Raw genomic sequence first — 17,189 nt, 5'->3', positions numbered from 1 at the left:
CCTTCGATCCGTGACATCACAGGTACCAGCGGTATTCGCGCGGGCTGATGTCGTGCATGAAGGCCAGGTGATCCTGGCGTTTGTTCTCGCAATAGACCATGACGAACTCGCTGCCGAGGCCGGCCGCGACGCGCTCGCTGGCCTGCATGCGGCGCACGGCGTCGAGCATGTCCTTGGGAAAGTCGACGCCGCTTTGGCGGTCGTCATTGAGCGGTGCGATGGGCTCGACCTGGGCGTCGAGCCCCTGCTCGATGCTGGTCAGCAAAGCCGCCAGCACGAGATAGGGATTGGCGTCGGCCCCCGGCAGGCGGAACTCCAGGCGCAGGTTGCGCGTGTCCGACTCGGGGATGCGCACGCAGGCGTCGCGATCCTCGAAGCCCCAGCTGGCCTTGCTCGCCGAGTTCACCTGGGCGCCGAAGCGACGGTAGCTGTTGTGATTCGGTGCGTAGATCGGCATCAGCTCCGGCAGCAGTTCCAGGCAACCGGCCACGGCATGCCGCAACGGACGCTGCTCGTCGCGGGCCAGCAGGTTGTTGCCGGCCTCGTCGTACAGGCTGACGTGGATATGCATGCCGCTGCCTGGATACTGCAGGTAGGGCTTGGCCATGAAGCTGGCGCGATGGCCGTACTTGAGCGCCACGCCACGGGTCAGCCGGCAGAACAGCGCCGACCAGTCGGCCGCCTGCATCGGGTCGGCATTATGGCTGAAGTTGATCTCGAACTGCCCCGGGCCGATCTCGGCGGTGATCACCGTGGTATCGATGCCCTGCAGACGCGCGGTTTCGGTGATGTCGTCGAGCACCTCGGCGAAGCGCGAGAGACGCTCGATGTGCATGTTCGGCTGGTCGTCGGCATCGCCGCTCAGATCATCGCGCGGGTACTGCGGCAGACCGTCCTTCAGCGCCTTGTCGAACAGGTAGAACTCCAGCTCGAAGGCCACCACCGGACGAATGCCGCGCGCTGCCAGGCGCTGCACCACGCGCGCCAGCACCTCGCGCGGCTCGAACTCGATGGGCGCTTCGGTGCCGTCGGAGCTGATCAGCATCTGCCCCAGCGGCTGGCGCTCCCAGTTCACCAGCTTGAGCGTGCCGGGAATCAAGCGGCGAGGCGCGTCCGGGTCTCCGTCATGGAAGCAATAGTCGCCGATCTCGTAGAGCCCGCCCTGGGCACCCAACAGCACGCAGTTCTGCGGCAGCTTGAGGGCGCTGCCGGCGGCGACCTTTTCCAGCATCTCGATGGGATAGCGCTTGCCGTAGAAATGTCCGGGGATGTCCAGGCAGATCAGGTCGACGAAGCGCACCTCGGGGTGGGCCTGGCGGAATTGGCGGACTTCATCGAGCAGCTCGACTCGGGTGGCGTTCATTATGATTGTTTCCGGTTCACGAGTAGGTTCAGGTGTAGATCCACAGCACGCGCGCAGGCGTTTCACCCTGGTTGGCATAGCGCAGGCGCGCGTAGCTCGGCACCTGGAAGGCGTCGCCGGGATACAGGGTGGCGCTCTGTTCGTCCTCGCCCAGCCACAGGGTCAGCTGGCCTTCGAGCACGTAGCCGGCCTGCTCCGAACGGTCGCTCATCTGTCGCTCGCCACTGCTGGCGCCAGGTTCGAGCAGGCTGTCGACCACCATGAAGGCGCCCTGCAGGGTGGGCGAGGCCATGATGTCGGTGATGCCACCGGCCAGGTACAGGGTGCGGCGCTCGTCCGGGCGGGTGACCCAATCCAGCGCCTTGGGTTTGGGCAGGTTGTAGAAATAGGTGGTGGGCACGTCGAGCGCCTCGCTGATCGCCGTCAGGTCCGCCACTGTGGGGCGCGACAGGCCACGCTCGACCTGTGACAGAAAGCCCACGGAACGGCCGATGCGTTCGGCCAGCTCGTTGAGGGTGACCTTCTTGTGCTTGCGCAGGTCGTGAATCAGGACGGCCAGCGCCGCCATTTCTTCATGCTTGTCCATCATCGGAAGCTGCCCATTTCAGAAGTAGTCCCGCAGGCGATACCAGGCCTTGCCGATGGCCTCCAGGGGAGCCGCCAGGCGCTCGCCGAAGGGAAAGGCGGGATTGCGCAGTTGCCGGTACAGCGCCAGTTCATCGTCATTGCCGAGAATCGCGTCACTGACCGCCCGCGCAGCCGCGAGCGTGGGCAACACGCCATGCCCGGAGAAGCCCTGCAGCCAGTAGCGACCATTCTCGCCGCCGACATCCGGCGTACGCGCACGGGTGACGTCGATATGCCCGCCCCAGGCGAAGTCGATGGCCACGCCCGACAGTTGCGGGAAGACGCGTTCGAGGAACGGCCGCGTCGCCGCCGCCATGTCCTTCGGCAAGCCGCCCAGATAGGTGCAACCGCCACCGAACAGCAGGCGGTGATCCGGCGTACGGCGGAAATAGTCGAGCACGAACTGGTTGTCGGTGACGCAGGCATTGCGCGGCAGCAATGCCTCGGCCCGCTCGGCGCCCAACGGTTCGGTGGCGATCTGGTAGGTGCCGACTGGCAGGATGCGCCGCGCCAGGCGTGGCTCCAGATCGTCGATATAGGTATTGCAGGCCAGCACCAGATTGTCGGCCTGCACGCTGCCCTGCTCGGTACGCACGCGGTAGCCTGAACCCTGCTTGTCCTGACTCAGCGCGCGACTCTGTTCGAAGATCTGCCCACCGGCGCGAATGAAAGCCTCGGCCAGGCCAAGCGCCAGCTTGAGCGGGTTGAGATGCCCGGCCTCAGGGTCGTAAAGGCCGGCGTGATAGCGCTCGCTGGCGACCCACTCCGGCATCTGCTGACGGGAGACGAACTGCAGCGCGCGGTGCCCCCACTTGTAGGCGGCCTCCTCCTGCCATTCATGCAGCAACGCCACCCGCCTTGGCAGCACCGCCGTCCACAGATGGCCACGGCGGTAATCGCAATCGAAGCCATGGCGCTGCGGCAATTCGCGCAGCTCCCGCGCAGCCCAGGCCATGCCGTCCCACAGGCGGCGAGCACGCTCGATGCCGAGCGTTTTCTCCAGCGGCGGCATATCGCAGGACCAGCCGAGAATCGCCTGCCCGCCATTGCGTCCGGAGGCGGCCCAGGCCACGCGACTGGCTTCCAGAACGATCACCCGCTTCCCAGCCTCGGCCAGGCGCAAGGCGGTATGCAGGCCACTGAAGCCGGCGCCGATGACCAGCACATCGCACTGCAGTTGCCCCTGCAAAGCGGGATACGGCGTCAGTCGCTCCTTGCAGCTATGGGCGTAGTAGCTGTCGACGTGCTCACTGGCGTGGCGAAACATAGACGACTCATGAAATTTAAAATAATTAATTTCATGAAAATCTATAGAGATAAATTCACAAAGGCAAGCTCGAGCGGCTCGAGGGCACCCTGCGAAAGACTACCCGCAGCCGAGTCAGGCCACCTGCTGCTGCAGCTCCACAGCACATTCGAGGTGGGTGAACAGCGCTTCGTCTATCGCCTGCGCCAATACCCGGCGCAGACCTTCGCTGCCGAGAAAGGCTTCTCGCGCCGCCGCCGAGCGCCATTGCCCTTCTACCTGCCAGGTCAGCGGATCACTGCGCAGCGAGAAAATCCGCAGGCGCAGGCAACCGGGAATGTCCCGACCTACGTCGTCCAGCCGCGCCAGGCACTGCCCCAACCGGGTCGAGCGACCCTGACGGGCGCGAACGGTCATACGGTGAATGATGCTCATGGCAACCTCCTGGAATGAGTCAGTACATACCGGCAGCGTGTCGCTGCAACACATGGGGCGCTGCCTGCGGCTCGGAGAAAGCCGCATTGCCACCTACTCGGGAATCGAGCCAGGCCGTGGCAAGCAGCAGTAGCGTCAGTGGCGCGATCAACCATTTGCTGGACATGGTTCGCTCCTTGATTGACAGGTGGGGCACCGCTCAGCGGGTACATCGCTAATGCATGGCTTCGGGCCGACACAGAGGAACGGCGCGATGGCTACAGAGATTAAGAGGAAGGTCACCAGGGCGTTAGTCGATTACTGGCAGATTCTTGCCTAAAACTGCAGCCTCGGAATTTGCACCAGGCAGGTGCACAAAGTTGCAAGACAGCTTGAAATACTCTGTATCACCCGCCATTTGCCCATTACTGGCAAATATTTGCCTAATCCTGCTACCCCTCATGACTTGCCTGAAAAACCTGGCTAGGCTTCGCTGACTTCCAGGAGGCTCATCATGCAGTCACCCCTTGCTACCGCTGCAACCCTCGATACCCCACTCGCTGAACTCAGCCACGAAATGGCCCGCCTGGTTGAGCGCTTCGTGCCTGACGACGGGTTGCACCTCACGGCCATTCCAGGCCTAAAACTGGCGCGCGCCACCTCGCCAAGCCTGCCGATGCAGACGGTTTACGATCCCTGCCTGTGCATCATCGCGCAGGGTCGCAAGGAGATACGTCTGGGCGACGAGCTCTATGTCTACGATCCGCTCAATTACCTCGTAGCGTCGGTGATGCTGCCGGTCACCGGCCGGGTGATCGAAGCCAGTCCGGAGGCGCCGTACCTGAGTCTCGCGCTGGAGATCGACCCGGCCCTGATCAGCAGCCTGCTGACCGAGATGCCGCCCATCCCGGCGCCTGATGCAGCCTCGCAACGCGCACTGTTTCTCGACCGCCTCGATCCGCGCCTGCTGGATGCAGTGATCCGCCTGCTGCGTCTGCTGGAAACCCCGCGCGACATCGCCATGCTGGCGCCACTGGCCCTGCGCGAGATCTTCTATCGGATGCTGCTCAGCCCGCAGGGCCACCGCCTGCATGAAGTGGTGGTCGCCGACAGCCAGAGCCAGCGCATCTCCAGGGCCATCGAGTGGCTGCGCAAGAACTTCGACCAGCCGCTGCGCATCGAAGAGCTGGCCCGCGAAGTCAACCTGAGCCCATCGACCCTGCATCATCGCTTCAAGGCCGTCACCGCCTTCAGCCCGTTGCAATATCAGAAGCAACTGCGCCTGCAGGAGGCTCGCCGGCTGATGCTGTGCGATAACCTCGAGGCGGCCGCGGCCAGCTACCGCGTGGGCTACGAGAGCCCTTCGCAGTTCAGCCGCGAATACAGCCGCCTGTTCGGCGCCCCGCCGCAGCGCGATATCGCCCGCCTGCGGCAGGCGGCGCAGAATCAGCAAGCTTCCTGAGATCCAGCCTTGCGCGAGCCCTTCCGCGACCAGTACCAGGCTGATCACGGCTGAGGCCGCGGCTACAACCCCATCTGCTTGGCGATGATCTCGTTCATGATCTCGCACGTGCCACCGCCGATGGAAAGGATGCGATTGTCGCGATACAGCCGCTCGACGAGAGATTCGCGCCATTGAGGCCCAAATGCCGCCTCTACAACCCCATCTGCTTAGCGATGATCTCGTTCATGATCTCGCGCGTGCCGCCACCGATGGAAAGGATGCGGTTGTCGCGGTACAGCCGCTCGACGAGAGATTCGCGCATGTAACCCATGCCACCCATGATCTGCACGGCATCGTAGGTAAGGCGGTCGGCGATATCGGTGGCGAAGTTCTTGGCCATGGAGATTTCCTTGATCACGCTCCTGCCGGCCGCCATCTGCGCGGCCTGGCGGTAGGTGAATTCGCGGGACACCTCGAGCTGCGTGGCCATCTCGGCCAGGCGGTGCTTGAGCACCTGAAACTTGCCCACCGGCTTGCCGAACGCCTGGCGCTCGCGCGCCCATTTCAGCGACTCCTCCAGCGCCAGCTGCGCAGTCATGTTGGCCATGATCGCCAGGCTCAGACGCTCGCTCTGGAAGTTGGCCATGATGCAGGCGAAGCCGGCGTTCTCCACGCCGATCAGATTCTCCACCGGCACCTTGCAGTCGTCGAAGAACAGCTCGGCGGTGTCGGACGCCCACCAGCCCATTTTTTTCAGCTTGCGGCCGACGCTGAAACCCGGGGTGCCCTTCTCCACCAGCAACAGGCTGACGCCGCCAAAACCTTCGCCCCCCGTGCGCACCGCCACCGTGTAGTAGTCGGCGCGTACGCCGCTGGTGATGAAGGTCTTGCTGCCACTGATGCGGTAGTGATCACCATCGCGCACGGCGCGGGTCTTGAGGTTGGCCACGTCGGAGCCACCGGAGGGCTCGGTCACCGCCAGTGCCATGATCTTCTCGCCGGCCAGCACCTGCGGCGCCACGCGCTCGCGCACGGCGGGCTTGGCCCACTTGACGATGGGCGGCAAGCCGATATCCAGCGAACCGAGCCCGGCCACCAGGCCGCCGGAACCGCAGCGCATCAACTCCTCGCTGGCCGCGACCTTGGCGAACACATCGCCCTCATGGCTGCCGCCGTACTGTTCGGGATAGCCGATACCGAGGATGCCCGCCGCGCCCGCCTTCCGATAAAGCTCGCGAGGGAACTCCTCGGTCTCCTCCCACTCATCGATATGCGGGAGGATCTCACGCTCGACGAAACGCCGAACGGAGTCGCGAATCAGCTGATGGGAATCATCGAAGTACGACTGAGGGGCGGCCATGCGGGGTTCTCCCGTTATTGTTTCGGCCACCCTAACCTAGCGCTTGCTTGGTTTTCAAGCTGAGACTACCCGCGGATCAGGATGCGTGCGTCACACCGAAACGCTCGCGGTAAGCCGAAGGCGGTAGCCCGACAGCGTTGCGAAAGGCCACACGGAAACTCTCCACCGAGCGAAAACCGCACAGCTCAGCGATGCGCTCACTGCCATCCGTGCCGCTCTCCAACAGTTCACGGGCACGTGCCAGGCGCTCGTGCTGCAGCCAGGCCTTGGGCGTCATGCCTGTGGCCTCACTGAAACGGCGCAGGAAGGTGCGCTCGCTCATGGCAGCGCGACGTGCCAGCTGGCTCACTTCCAGAGGCTTATGCAAGTGCTGCCGCGCCCATTGCATCAGGGTGGAGAGGTCGCTGCGCGGCGCCCGGGCCACCGGGGCCGGAATGAACTGTGCCTGGCCACCGGCCCGCTGAGGCGACATCACCAGGCGCCGGGCTACGGTGTTGGCAACCTGGGTACCGAAGTCTCGCGCCACCAGGTGCAGGCAGGCATCGATACCGGCGGCACTACCAGCCGAGCTGATGAGCGAGCCGGCATCGACATAAAGCACGTCTGGATCCACCTCGACAGCGGGGAAACGACGTGCCAGCTCCTCGGCGTAGCGCCAGTGGGTAGTAGCGCGTCGACCGTCCAGCAAGCCGCTGGCAGCCAGGACGAAAACGCCGGAACAGATGGAAACCAGCCGAGCGCCACGTCCATGAGCGTCGCGCAGGGCGGACAACAAAGGCTCGGGGGGAACCTCGGCGCGGTCACGCCAGCCGGGGATGACAATGGTGCGCGCCTCGGCCAGGCGCTCCAGTCCTGCCTCGGCGAGTATCTGGATACCGCCCATGGCGCGCATGGGGCCGTTGTCCAGGCCAACGATGCAATGGCGGTACCAGGGGAAATCGAACTCGGGCCGGGGGAGACCGAAGATCTCCACGGCAATGCCGAACTCGAAGGTGCAGAGGCCATCGTAAGCCAGGATGGCCACCAGGCCGGGATCGTCGTGCATTTGGCGGAAACTTACCAGTTACTGTCTTGCACGCCACTTTAGAGCAGGATGCGCGCTGGATACAGTGGCGCCATCACTCAACCGATGGAGAGTCACCATGCCCAGCCTCGTTCGTCAGCACCCTGCTGCCAGCCCGGAAACCGCAATTGCCCATTTCACCCAGCGCATGGCCTTCGAGACCGACTGCTCGGACGTGCATGCCAGCCAGCAGGCGGGCGAGGTCGACTACGTGCTGGTCGACGTGCGCGGAGAAGCCGCCTACGCCGCTGGCCACGTACCCGGCGCGATCAACATCCCCCATCGCCTGATGAGCGCGGAGTTCATGGCCGGATATCCAAGCGACACACTGTTTGTCGTCTACTGCGCCGGCCCACACTGCAATGGCGTGCACCGCGCTGCCGTGCGCCTGGCCGGATTGGGTTTCGCGGTAAAGGAGATGCTCGGCGGTGTCACGGGTTGGCTGGACGAAGGCCTGAGCCTGACCGGCGCGCAAAGCCCGCAGCAAGCCCGCCCTACCTTTACCTGCGCATGTTGAGCCCATGTGTGCGCGAGGCGCGGGCCGAGGATGTGCCCGCCCTGCTCCCGCTGATGCGTGAGCTGGCGCGCTTCGAGGACTACCTGGAGGATTTCGCGGTGGACGAGGAGCAACTGACTGCCCGCGCATTCGCACCTGAACCCCAGTGCCGGATATTCGTGGCACAGGCCTCGGAACGACTGCTCGGCTATGCCGTAACTCAGGAGCTCACCTTCACCTATGACCTGCGCCCGACGGTTCGACTCAAGGAGCTATACGTGGCCCCTGATGCACGCAGCCAGGGACTGGGCGAACAGTTGCTGGCCGCAGTGGCCCGCTGGGCAAAGACTCGCGGCGCGGGCCGATTGAAGTGGGATGTGCTGGCGGGAAACCAAAAAGCCGAGCGCTTCTATCAGCGCCTGGGCGGACAACCCGATACCAAGTGGATCGCCTACACGATGGACCACAGCGCCCTGGCTGCCCTGGCAGAGCATCACTGCGCAGCAGACTGCTCCGCTAACGCAGCGCCCGCCTGACCCGCGCCTGCATCTCGTACGCCGGCCCTTCCACCGACTGGAAGTCACGGGTGTAGCGGCGGGCGAACTCGGCCGTGCCCCAGTCGCGGTACTGCTGCACATGCCACAGCTCGTGCGCCCAGAGCGCGGCATCGCTGGCGGCTGCCTCGGCATCGCGAAACACCACCACATCCACCAGCGTCACGGCCTGCACATCCGGGTTCTGCAACATGACGGTGGCGGCGTCCATCTCGTCGGTGATGCCCACGCGAAAGCGCACTTCATCGAGCAAGGCATCGTCGTAGAAGGGCGCGAGCTGCGCGCGAATCATCAGAGGGATCGGCTCGGTACCGGCCCGCAGCGCCGCCTGACGCGATTGCAGCAGCCAGGCTTCCAGGCGCGCCGCCGCCATGTTCAGGCCGTCTTCACGAACGCGTACCGGATCGGGCACGCACAGGCAGGAACCGCCCAGACAGACCTGTATCTGCCCGGTCGGGCATTGGGCCTGGGCGACCAGGGGCGCTCCCAGCAGGAGCAGCAGAGCGATACGGTGCAGAGTGTCGGTGATCACAGGCACTCCGAGTTGGAAGGTTCCGAGGACTTACAGACTGATCGGACGCCGACCGGCCAGGGCATGCGCCAGAGTGCCGCCATCGACCAGCTCCAGTTCGCCACCCAGGGGCATGCCATGGGCGATGCGCGAAGCGACCAGGCCCTTGCCGGCGAGGATCTGCGCAATGTAGTGCGCCGTGGCCTCGCCCTCTACCGTCGGGTTGGTGGCGAGGATCACCTCGCTGAAGGCACCGGCCTCGATCCGCTCCAGCAGCTCGGGAATGCCGATGGCCTCGGGACCGAGGCCATCGAGTGGCGACAGGTGCCCCTTGAGCACGAAGTAACGGCCGCGAAAGCCGGTCTGCTCCACGGCATGCACATCCATAGGCCCCTCGACCACGCACAGCAGGCTGTCGTCGCGACGTTCGTCCAGGCACAGCTGGCAGACCTCGTCCTCGCTCAGGCTGCGGCAGCGCTTGCAGTGCCCCACACCTTCCATCGCCGCATTCAGCGCCTGCGCCAGGCGCTGACCGCCGCTGCGATCACGCTCGAGCAGCTGCAGCGCCATGCGCTGCGCCGTCTTCTGCCCGACACCGGGCAGGATGCGCAGGGAGTCGATCAACTGGCGAATCAGAGGGCTGAAGCTCATGGAAGTCCTGCAAAGTTGGCGGGCAATGATCTGGTGGGCTAAAGCCCACCCTACGAACGGGTGCGTTTTGCACACCATCACCACGGGGCGACCAGACGGTATGCAGTACAAGGCGCGAAAGGCCGCGAGCACCGGAGTTTACGTCTGTAAATGAGGATGCTCGGGGCCTTTCGCAACGCAGTAATGCGTGCCGACTGGGCGTCACAGGATCAGAAGGGCATTTTGAAGCCGGGGGGCAGCTGCATCCCCGCCGTCATGCCGGCCATCTTCTCCTGGCTGTTCTGCTCGACCTTGCGCACAGCGTCATTCACCGCGGCGGCGATCAGGTCTTCCAGCACTTCCTTGTCTTCCTGCATCAGGCTGTCATCCAGAGTGATGCGCTTGACGTCATGACGCCCGGTCATCACCACGCTGACCAGGCCGGCGCCGGACTGGCCGGTGACTTCGGCATTGGCCAGCTCTTCCTGCATCTTCTGCATCTTTTCCTGCATCTGCTGGGCCTGCTTCATCAGGCCTGCCATGCCACCTTTCATCATGTCGGTATCCTCGGTGTTCGGGGGTGTTAGCTGGGGGTATCGATAGGTTCGATGCTGTCGTCGCGCACCTTGGCGGCGAACTGTTGAATCATCTGCTGCACCAGCGGGTCGGCATGGATCGAGGCCTCGGCGCTGCGCTGGCGTTCGGCGCGGCGACGGGCTGCGGCCTGCGCCGGCGTCTCTTGCTCCGGCTTGCACAGCTCGATGCGCAATTTGATGCTGCGCCCCTGCAGCTGGTTCAGCGCGTCGTTGAGACGGCGCTGCTGGGTCGGATTGAACAGCGCGCTGTGCGCCGGGTCCAGGTGCAGCAGCCAGTCGTCGCCATTGGCTTCGATCAGCGTGCAGTTGGCGGCGATGCTGCCGGTCATGCCGCCCAGGCCAAGCTGCGGGAACAGCGACAACCACTCTGCCGCCAGGCCGGTAGCCGGTTTGGCGGCCGGCAAGGGTTCTGCAACCGCTGGCGCCTCGGCCTCGGCTTGGCCGAAATCGTAGTCGAGCGTTTCCGCGTCCATCTCGACATAGTCGTAGTCGCCGGGCGGTGGCTCGTCGTCACCGCCGTCAGCATCCACCACAGGCTGCACGACCTCGCTCGGAGCGGACTCGGCAACTGCTTCAACCTCCACCGCTACAGGCTCTGGCGCGACGACAGGCTGAACGGCTGCGACTGCCGGTTCCGCGGCCTTGGCGGTCTCCCAGGGCACATCGACGGCAGCCGCAGGAGCAGCGATCTCGGGCTCTGGCTCGGGCAGCAGGCTGGGGGCGGTCGCAACCGGGGCCTCAACAGGCGGGACGGGTTCACTCACGACAGGCTCGCTGCTCGAAGCTGGCGCGACCGGACGGACTTCGGCCACTGCTGGAGAGACGGGCACAGACGGTGCTGAAACCACAGCAGCAGCGGGAGCAGAAACCACAGGAGCCGGCATAGCGGTGCCGGCCACTGGCTTCGGTTGGGAATCAGCAGTGGCCTGGCTGATCCCCAAGGGCTTTAGCGTGATCCTTGGCGCATCGTCGGCATCGGCCGGACGGAAGGCCAACATGCGCAGCAGCACCATCTCGAAGCCGCCACGCGGATCCGGCGCCAGCGGTAGATCGCGGCGGCCGATCAGGCCCATCTGGTAGTAGAACTGCACGTCCTCGGCCGGCAGCGCCTGGGCCAGTTGCAGCACGCGTTCGCGATCACCCTGGCCGTTGTCCACGGCATCCGGCAGCGCCTGGGCGATGGCCACGCGGTGCAGGACGTTGAGCATCTCCGCCAACACGCCGTTCCAGTCCGGGCCCTGCTCGGCCAGATGGCGTACCGCCTCGATCAACGCCCGCGCGTCACCTTCGATCAACGCTTGCAGCACACCGTAGACCTGGCCGTGATCCAGCGTGCCGAGCATCGCGCGCACATCGGCAGCCAGCACCTTGCCCTCGCCGAAGGCGATGGCCTGGTCGGTCAGGCTCATGGCGTCGCGCATCGAGCCGTCGGCGGCACGCCCCAGCAGCCACAGCGCATCGTCCTCGAACGGTACGTTCTCGGCGGTCAAGACGTGAGTCAGATGCTCCACCACCCGCTCCGGCGGCATGTTCTTCAGGGAGAACTGCAGGCAGCGCGACAGCACGGTGACCGGCAGCTTCTGCGGGTCGGTGGTGGCCAGGAGGAATTTCACATGGGGCGGCGGCTCCTCCAGCGTCTTCAACAGGGCGTTGAAGGAGCTGGTGGAGAGCATGTGCACTTCGTCGATCAGGTAGACCTTGAAGCGGCCGCGACTCGGCGAATACTGCACGTTGTCGAGCAGCTCACGGGTGTCTTCGACCTTGGTGCGGCTGGCCGCGTCCACTTCGATCAGATCGACGAAACGCCCTTCATCGATTTCCCGACAGACCGAGCAGGTGCCACAGGGCGTGGAGCTGATGCCGGTTTCGCAGTTCAGGCACTTGGCAATGATCCGCGCGATGGTGGTCTTGCCCACACCGCGGGTACCGGTGAATAGATAGGCGTGGTGCAGTCGCTGGCTGTCCAGGGCGTTGATCAGGGCTTTGAGCACATGGGTCTGGCCGACCATTTCGCGGAACGAGCGCGGACGCCATTTACGTGCAAGAACCTGATAACTCATGGAAAACCGTCATATGAGGAAAGCAAAAGTGGGCTAATCCTAGCGGAGCAACCGGCAAATTGCATCCGCCACCGGCATGCCCGACAGGGTCTTGCACCAACCTGGAAATAGCGCTGTTCATTTCTTGAACAATGCATTATAATGCGCACCGTTCGTACCACGCTGTAAGTCATTCGGGCCTCGCGCCCTCCGCTGGTTTCCCGGTTCAACGTCAAGCGCATCTCCGCGCTGCCGCCCTCCCCGATCCCACCTGCTGACTGATCAGGCCGACTCGCCATCCGGCGCAGTTCCTCTGCCTGCCTCCGACGTACCGACCACGCCGAAGAACCGTAACAATGGAACTTTATCGTGCTAATCAGGCTCCGATCAGGTTCAACGCTATGGCCGTCTTGCGGCCGACCTCATGGAGCAACATAACGCGCAACGAAGCGCATATGCTTTGAAGGAAACACCCACAATGAATACTCAACATCAGATCGAGAAAGCTATCAGCACGCTGACCCGTGCATTCGCCCCGTTCGACTGCCGCATCCAGGCAGCGCGCAAGGGCAGCTTCAGCTTCACCCTAGTCGACAAGACCGGTATCGCGCAGTACAGCCAGCGTCTTTACCCAGGTCAATACAACGACGAATCGCTGCAGCAAGTGATCGAGCGTACTCGCCAGTCAATTATTGCTTGAACCATCTACCCATCCTGAGGTCGAAGGGTGCCAGTCTCAGGATGGAGTAGGTTATGGCACTTACCAACCAGCAACTCGTCGACCACCTGTTCAACCCGCTGCGCGCCAGCTTCAGCTCACCAAGGCCGGACGGCAGCATCATCCTCGCCCTGCTCGACGAGAGCGACAGCACCGTTTACAGCCGCGTACTGGCCAAGCCCCAGCTCGATGACCAAGGTGCCTTCGCCCAGAGCCTGGAAGAAATCCGCCTGGAACTGGCCGTACGCGCCGGCAACATCCCTGCCGACCTGCGCAAGACGCTCAAGGAACAGGACAGCGTGCTTAACTATCACAGCAGCTGAGCCCGAGCCCGCTGCGCGGGCTTGCTCCTCCTGCACACCGAACCCAAATGACAAAGGCCGCTATCAAGCGGCCTTTGTCGTGTGGCGCGAAGCTTACTCGGCGAGACGCCAGGTGGTGCCGCCCTTGCCGTCTTCCAGCACCACGCCCATGGCGGTGAGCTGATCGCGGATGCGGTCGCTTTCCGCCCAGTTCTTGTCGGCGCGAGCCTGCAGGCGCGCGGCGATCAGCGCCTCGACCTCGGCCGCATCGACCTTGCCGGCAGCGCCCGCCTGGAGGAAGGCTTCCGGCTCGAGCTGCAGCACACCGAGCACGCTGGCCAGCTGCTTGAGCTGGGCAGCCAGGCCGGCGGCAGCCTGCACATCCGACTCACGCAGGCGGTTGACCTCGCGGATCATCTCGAACAGCACGGCGCAGGCTTCCGGCGAGTTGAAATCGTCGTCCATCGCCGCACCGAAGCGCTCCACATACGCCTCGCCACCGGCAGGCGCTGCTTCCGGCAAACCTTTCAAGCCGTTGTAGAAACGCTCCAGGGCGCCCTTGGCTTCCTTGAGGCTCTCTTCCGAGTAGTTGATCGGGCTGCGGTAGTGGCTGGACACCAGCAGGTAGCGCACCACCTCGGGGTGGTACTTTTCCAGCACCTCACGGATGGTGAAGAAGTTGCCCAGGCTCTTGGACATCTTCTCGCCATCCACGCGCACCGCGCCGGCGTGCATCCAGGCGTTGGCGTACTGCTTGCCGGTGGCCGCCTCGCTCTGCGCGATCTCGTTCTCGTGGTGCGGGAACACCAGATCCGGGCCGCCGCCGTGGATGTCGAAGGTCTCGCCCAGGCAGCAGGTGGACATCACCGAGCACTCGATGTGCCAGCCCGGCCGACCCTTGCCCCAGGGCGAATCCCAGCTCGGCTCACCTGGCTTGGCGCCCTTCCACAGCACGAAGTCCAGCGGGTCTTCCTTGATCTCGTCCACTTCGATACGCGCGCCGATCTTCAGCTCGTCGATCTTGCGCCTTGAGAGCTTGCCGTAGGTCTCGAACCTGGTGACGCGGTAGTACACGTCGCCATTGCCCGGCGCGTAGGCATAACCCTTGTCGATCAGGGTCTGGATCATCTGGTGCATGCCGGCGATATGGCCGGTGGCGCGCGGCTCGATGTCCGGACGCAGCACGGAAAGGCGCGCCTCGTCTTCGTGCATCGCCGCGATCATGCGCTCGACCAGCGCCTCGAACGGCTCGCCGTTCTCATTGGCGCGCTTGATGATCTTGTCGTCGATGTCGGTGATGTTGCGCACGTAGGTCACGTCATAGCCGCGCTGACGCAGCCAGCGGGTGACCACGTCGAAGGCGACCATGACGCGGGCGTGACCGATGTGGCAGAAGTCGTACACGGTCATGCCGCACACGTACATGCGCACCTGGTTGCCGACCAGCGGCTGGAATACATCCTTGGTCTTGGTCAGGGTGTTGTAGATGGAGAGCGCCATTTATTGCCCCCAGGAATCGCGCAGGGTGACGGTGCGGTTGAACACCGGCTTGCCGGGCTGCGAGTCCTTCAGATCGGCGACGAAATATCCTTCGCGCTCGAACTGGAAGCGCTCTTCCGGCGCGGCCTGGGCCAGCGACGGCTCGGCGCGGCAGCCGCTGAGCACCACCAGCGAATCCGGATTGATGTTGTCGAGGAAGCTGCCGCCCTCCTCGCTTTTTTCCGGGTTGGCGGAACGGAACAGGCGGTCGTACAGGCGCACTTCGCACTCGACGCTCTCGGCGGCCGGCACCCAGTGGATCACGCCCTTGACCTTGCGGCCTTCGGGGTTCTTGCCCAGCGTATTCTCGTCATAGGAGCAGCGCAGCTCGACGATATTGCCGGCGGCGTCCTTGATCGCCTCGTCAGCGCGGATCACATAGCTGCCACGCAGGCGCACCTCGCCACCCGGGATCAGGCGCTTGAAGCCGTCCGGCGGGGTTTCCTCGAAGTCGCTGGCGTCGATGTAGATCTCGCGGGAAAACGGCAGCACGCGCACGCCCATGTCCTGCTTCGGGTGGCGCGGCAGCTCGAGGTTCTCGACCTTGCCCTCCGGGTAGTTGGTGATCACCACCTTCAGCGGCTTGAGCACGCACATGGCGCGCGCGGCGTTGGCGTCGAGATCCTCGCGGATGGCGAACTCCAGCATGCCGATGTCCACCACGCCGCCGGCGCGGTTGACGCCGATCATGTCGCAGAAGGTGCGGATCGAGGCGGCGGTATAACCGCGGCGACGGTAGCCGGACAGCGTGGACATGCGCGGATCGTCCCAGCCGCTGACATGGCCTTCGTCAACCAGTTGCTTGAGCTTGCGCTTGCTGGTGACGGTGTAGTTCAGGTTAAGGCGGGCGAATTCGTACTGGCGCGGCTGCGCCGGCACCGGGAGGTTCTCCAGGAACCATTCGTACAGCGGGCGATGATCCTCGAACTCCAGGGTGCAGATCGAGTGGGTGATGCCCTCGATGGCGTCCGACTGGCCATGAGTGAAGTCGTAGCTGGGGTAGATGCACCACTTGTCACCGGTCTGGTGATGATGGGCATGGCGGATGCGGTAGAGGATCGGGTCGCGCAGGTTGATGTTCGGCGAAGCCATGTCGATCTTGGCGCGCAGCGAACGGGCGCCGTCCGGGAACTCGCCGGCCTTCATGCGGGCGAACAGATCGAGGTTCTCCTCGACGGAGCGGTCGCGGAACGGGCTGTTCTTGCCCGGCTCGGTCAGGCTGCCACGGTAGGTGCGCATTTCCTCGGCGTTGAGATCGCAGACGAAGGCCTTGCCCGCCTTGATCAGCTCCACCGCCCAGGCGTGCAGCTGGTCGAAGTAGTCGGAGGCGTAGCGCTCTTCGCCTGCCCATTGGAAGCCCAGCCACTCGACATCAGCCTTGATCGCGTCGATGTATTCCTGGTCTTCCTTGGCCGGGTTGGTGTCGTCGAAACGCAGGTTGCACTGGCCGCCGAACTCTTCGGCCAGGCCGAAATTGAGACAGATGCTCTTGGCATGGCCGATGTGCAGGTAACCGTTGGGCTCCGGCGGAAAGCGGGTCACGATCTTGGCGTGCTTGCCGCTGTCCAGATCGGCCTGGACGATGGGGCGCAGGAAGTTGGCAGCTTTTTCGACGGTGGGCTTGCTCATGGGGTCCTTAACAATACTGGCGCGGCACAGGGTAGGCCGCTTCGGGCAAAGTCCGTATCATAACCAACCTGTCAAGCCCCTGACAGGGTGCACGCCACCCTGGCATGCGCTGTTTCCCCAGAGCCAATGGCTCGAACCTGCCTCATCACGGATACGATCATGATCAAACTGCACACCAATCACGGCGTCATCACCCTGAATCTGTTCGCCGACAAGGCCCCGGAAACCGTGGCCAACTTCGAGCAATACGTGAAGGACGGCCATTACGACGGCACCATCTTCCACCGCGTGATCGGCAACTTCATGATCCAGGGCGGCGGTTTCGAGCCGGGCATGAAGCAGAAGCCGACCCGCGCACCGATCAAGAACGAAGCCAACAACGGCGTCGCCAACAAGGTCGGCACCATCGCCATGGCCCGCACCATGGAGCCGCATTCGGCCAGCGCGCAGTTCTTCATCAACGTCGCCGACAACAGCTTCCTCAACCACAGCGCACCGACCGTTCAGGGCTGGGGCTACGCCGTATTCGGTGAAGTGGTCGAAGGCATGGACGTGGTCGAGAAGATCAAGGGCGTGGCCACCACCATGAAGGCCGGCCACCAGGACGTGCCGGTGGATGACGTGATCATCGAGAAGGCCGAAATCGTAGCCGAGTAAG

General features: G+C 64.1%; 20 protein-coding genes. 6 read left to right on the top strand and 14 right to left on the bottom strand.

Features of this window, described 5'->3' with window-relative positions:
- Positions 1 to 16: 16 nt before the first annotated feature.
- The 5 genes from L1F06_RS10000 to L1F06_RS09980 form a co-directional block, all read right to left on the bottom strand.
- Complete coding sequence (locus L1F06_RS10000) at positions 17 to 1,363, bottom strand: glutamine synthetase family protein (RefSeq protein ID WP_129483413.1); 1,347 nt, start codon at positions 1,361 to 1,363, stop codon at positions 17 to 19.
- Positions 1,364 to 1,391: 28 nt separating this feature from the next.
- Positions 1,392 to 1,949 (bottom strand): helix-turn-helix domain-containing protein, encoded by a 558-nt coding sequence (locus L1F06_RS09995; RefSeq protein ID WP_012018880.1) that lies wholly within the window; start codon positions 1,947 to 1,949, stop codon positions 1,392 to 1,394.
- An 18-nt stretch (positions 1,950 to 1,967) separates the two neighbouring features.
- Positions 1,968 to 3,257, bottom strand: a complete 1,290-nt coding sequence (locus L1F06_RS09990) for an NAD(P)/FAD-dependent oxidoreductase (protein WP_129483412.1) — start codon at positions 3,255 to 3,257, stop codon at positions 1,968 to 1,970.
- Positions 3,258 to 3,371: 114 nt separating this feature from the next.
- Positions 3,372 to 3,671 carry an antibiotic biosynthesis monooxygenase gene (locus L1F06_RS09985; protein ID WP_129483411.1) on the bottom strand — a complete coding sequence of 100 codons (300 nt, stop codon included), beginning with the start codon at positions 3,669 to 3,671 and terminating at the stop codon, positions 3,372 to 3,374.
- Between the two features lie 19 nt (positions 3,672 to 3,690).
- Positions 3,691 to 3,837 (bottom strand): hypothetical protein, encoded by a 147-nt coding sequence (locus L1F06_RS09980; protein ID WP_177491211.1) that lies wholly within the window; start codon positions 3,835 to 3,837, stop codon positions 3,691 to 3,693.
- 327 nt (positions 3,838 to 4,164) lie between these two features.
- On the opposite strand from L1F06_RS09980, the gene L1F06_RS09975 reads away from it, so the two are divergent.
- The gene (locus tag L1F06_RS09975) at positions 4,165 to 5,112 is read left to right on the top strand and encodes an AraC family transcriptional regulator (RefSeq protein ID WP_012018883.1); all 948 of its coding nucleotides are present in this window, start codon (positions 4,165 to 4,167) and stop codon (positions 5,110 to 5,112) included.
- A 62-nt stretch (positions 5,113 to 5,174) separates the two neighbouring features.
- On the opposite strand, the gene L1F06_RS24995 is transcribed toward L1F06_RS09975, so the two are convergent.
- From L1F06_RS24995 to ftrA, 3 genes are all read right to left on the bottom strand, one after another.
- Positions 5,175 to 5,243, bottom strand: coding sequence for a hypothetical protein (locus tag L1F06_RS24995; RefSeq protein ID WP_353851034.1), 69 nt, complete (start codon positions 5,241 to 5,243; stop codon positions 5,175 to 5,177).
- Positions 5,244 to 5,305: 62 nt separating this feature from the next.
- Positions 5,306 to 6,454: an acyl-CoA dehydrogenase family protein gene (locus L1F06_RS09970; RefSeq protein WP_129483410.1), complete on the bottom strand. Its 1,149-nt coding sequence runs from the start codon at positions 6,452 to 6,454 to the stop codon at positions 5,306 to 5,308.
- Positions 6,455 to 6,530: 76 nt separating this feature from the next.
- The gene (gene ftrA / locus L1F06_RS09965) at positions 6,531 to 7,499 is read right to left on the bottom strand and encodes a transcriptional regulator FtrA (RefSeq protein WP_129483409.1); all 969 of its coding nucleotides are present in this window, start codon (positions 7,497 to 7,499) and stop codon (positions 6,531 to 6,533) included.
- Between the two features lie 97 nt (positions 7,500 to 7,596).
- Here ftrA and L1F06_RS09960 point away from each other — a divergent pair, with 97 nt between their 5' ends.
- Both L1F06_RS09960 and L1F06_RS09955 read left to right on the top strand, forming a co-directional pair.
- Complete coding sequence (locus tag L1F06_RS09960; RefSeq protein WP_012018886.1) at positions 7,597 to 8,034, top strand: rhodanese-like domain-containing protein; 438 nt, start codon at positions 7,597 to 7,599, stop codon at positions 8,032 to 8,034.
- A gap of 8 nt (positions 8,035 to 8,042) precedes the next feature.
- A complete protein-coding gene (locus tag L1F06_RS09955; RefSeq protein ID WP_232460455.1) occupies positions 8,043 to 8,549 on the top strand; it encodes a GNAT family N-acetyltransferase in 507 nt (168 codons plus the stop codon).
- On the opposite strand, the gene L1F06_RS09950 is transcribed toward L1F06_RS09955, so the two are convergent.
- From L1F06_RS09950 to dnaX, 4 genes are all read right to left on the bottom strand, one after another.
- Positions 8,530 to 9,099: an eCIS core domain-containing protein gene (locus tag L1F06_RS09950; protein WP_096826624.1), complete on the bottom strand. Its 570-nt coding sequence runs from the start codon at positions 9,097 to 9,099 to the stop codon at positions 8,530 to 8,532. The genes L1F06_RS09955 and L1F06_RS09950 overlap by 20 nt on opposite strands.
- A gap of 30 nt (positions 9,100 to 9,129) precedes the next feature.
- Complete coding sequence (recR, locus tag L1F06_RS09945; RefSeq protein WP_129483408.1) at positions 9,130 to 9,729, bottom strand: recombination mediator RecR; 600 nt, start codon at positions 9,727 to 9,729, stop codon at positions 9,130 to 9,132.
- A gap of 209 nt (positions 9,730 to 9,938) precedes the next feature.
- Complete coding sequence (locus L1F06_RS09940; RefSeq protein WP_003240957.1) at positions 9,939 to 10,265, bottom strand: YbaB/EbfC family nucleoid-associated protein; 327 nt, start codon at positions 10,263 to 10,265, stop codon at positions 9,939 to 9,941.
- Between the two features lie 26 nt (positions 10,266 to 10,291).
- Positions 10,292 to 12,364 carry a DNA polymerase III subunit gamma/tau gene (dnaX, locus tag L1F06_RS09935; RefSeq protein WP_129483407.1) on the bottom strand — a complete coding sequence of 691 codons (2,073 nt, stop codon included), beginning with the start codon at positions 12,362 to 12,364 and terminating at the stop codon, positions 10,292 to 10,294.
- A gap of 457 nt (positions 12,365 to 12,821) precedes the next feature.
- Here dnaX and L1F06_RS09930 point away from each other — a divergent pair, with 457 nt between their 5' ends.
- On the top strand, positions 12,822 to 13,043 hold the full coding sequence (locus tag L1F06_RS09930) for a hypothetical protein (RefSeq protein ID WP_003240961.1): 222 nt from the start codon (positions 12,822 to 12,824) through the stop codon (positions 13,041 to 13,043).
- A gap of 53 nt (positions 13,044 to 13,096) precedes the next feature.
- Positions 13,097 to 13,384, top strand: coding sequence for a DUF3509 domain-containing protein (locus L1F06_RS09925; protein WP_003240963.1), 288 nt, complete (start codon positions 13,097 to 13,099; stop codon positions 13,382 to 13,384).
- Between the two features lie 93 nt (positions 13,385 to 13,477).
- On the opposite strand, the gene cysS is transcribed toward L1F06_RS09925, so the two are convergent.
- Together cysS and L1F06_RS09915 are read right to left on the bottom strand one after the other, a co-directional pair.
- Complete coding sequence (gene cysS, locus L1F06_RS09920; protein WP_129483406.1) at positions 13,478 to 14,863, bottom strand: cysteine--tRNA ligase; 1,386 nt, start codon at positions 14,861 to 14,863, stop codon at positions 13,478 to 13,480.
- Positions 14,864 to 16,531, bottom strand: coding sequence for a glutamine--tRNA ligase/YqeY domain fusion protein (locus tag L1F06_RS09915; protein WP_129483405.1), 1,668 nt, complete (start codon positions 16,529 to 16,531; stop codon positions 14,864 to 14,866).
- Positions 16,532 to 16,690: 159 nt separating this feature from the next.
- Here L1F06_RS09915 and L1F06_RS09910 point away from each other — a divergent pair, with 159 nt between their 5' ends.
- Positions 16,691 to 17,188 (top strand): peptidylprolyl isomerase, encoded by a 498-nt coding sequence (locus L1F06_RS09910; RefSeq protein WP_003240971.1) that lies wholly within the window; start codon positions 16,691 to 16,693, stop codon positions 17,186 to 17,188.
- The last annotated feature ends 1 nt before the right edge of the window (position 17,189 follow it).

The sequence above is a fragment of the Pseudomonas hydrolytica genome, from assembly GCF_021495345.1.
In the GTDB taxonomy this organism is placed as follows: Bacteria; Pseudomonadota; Gammaproteobacteria; order Pseudomonadales; family Pseudomonadaceae; genus Aquipseudomonas; species Aquipseudomonas hydrolytica.
This window is presented reverse-complemented; position numbering and strand designations above follow the sequence as displayed.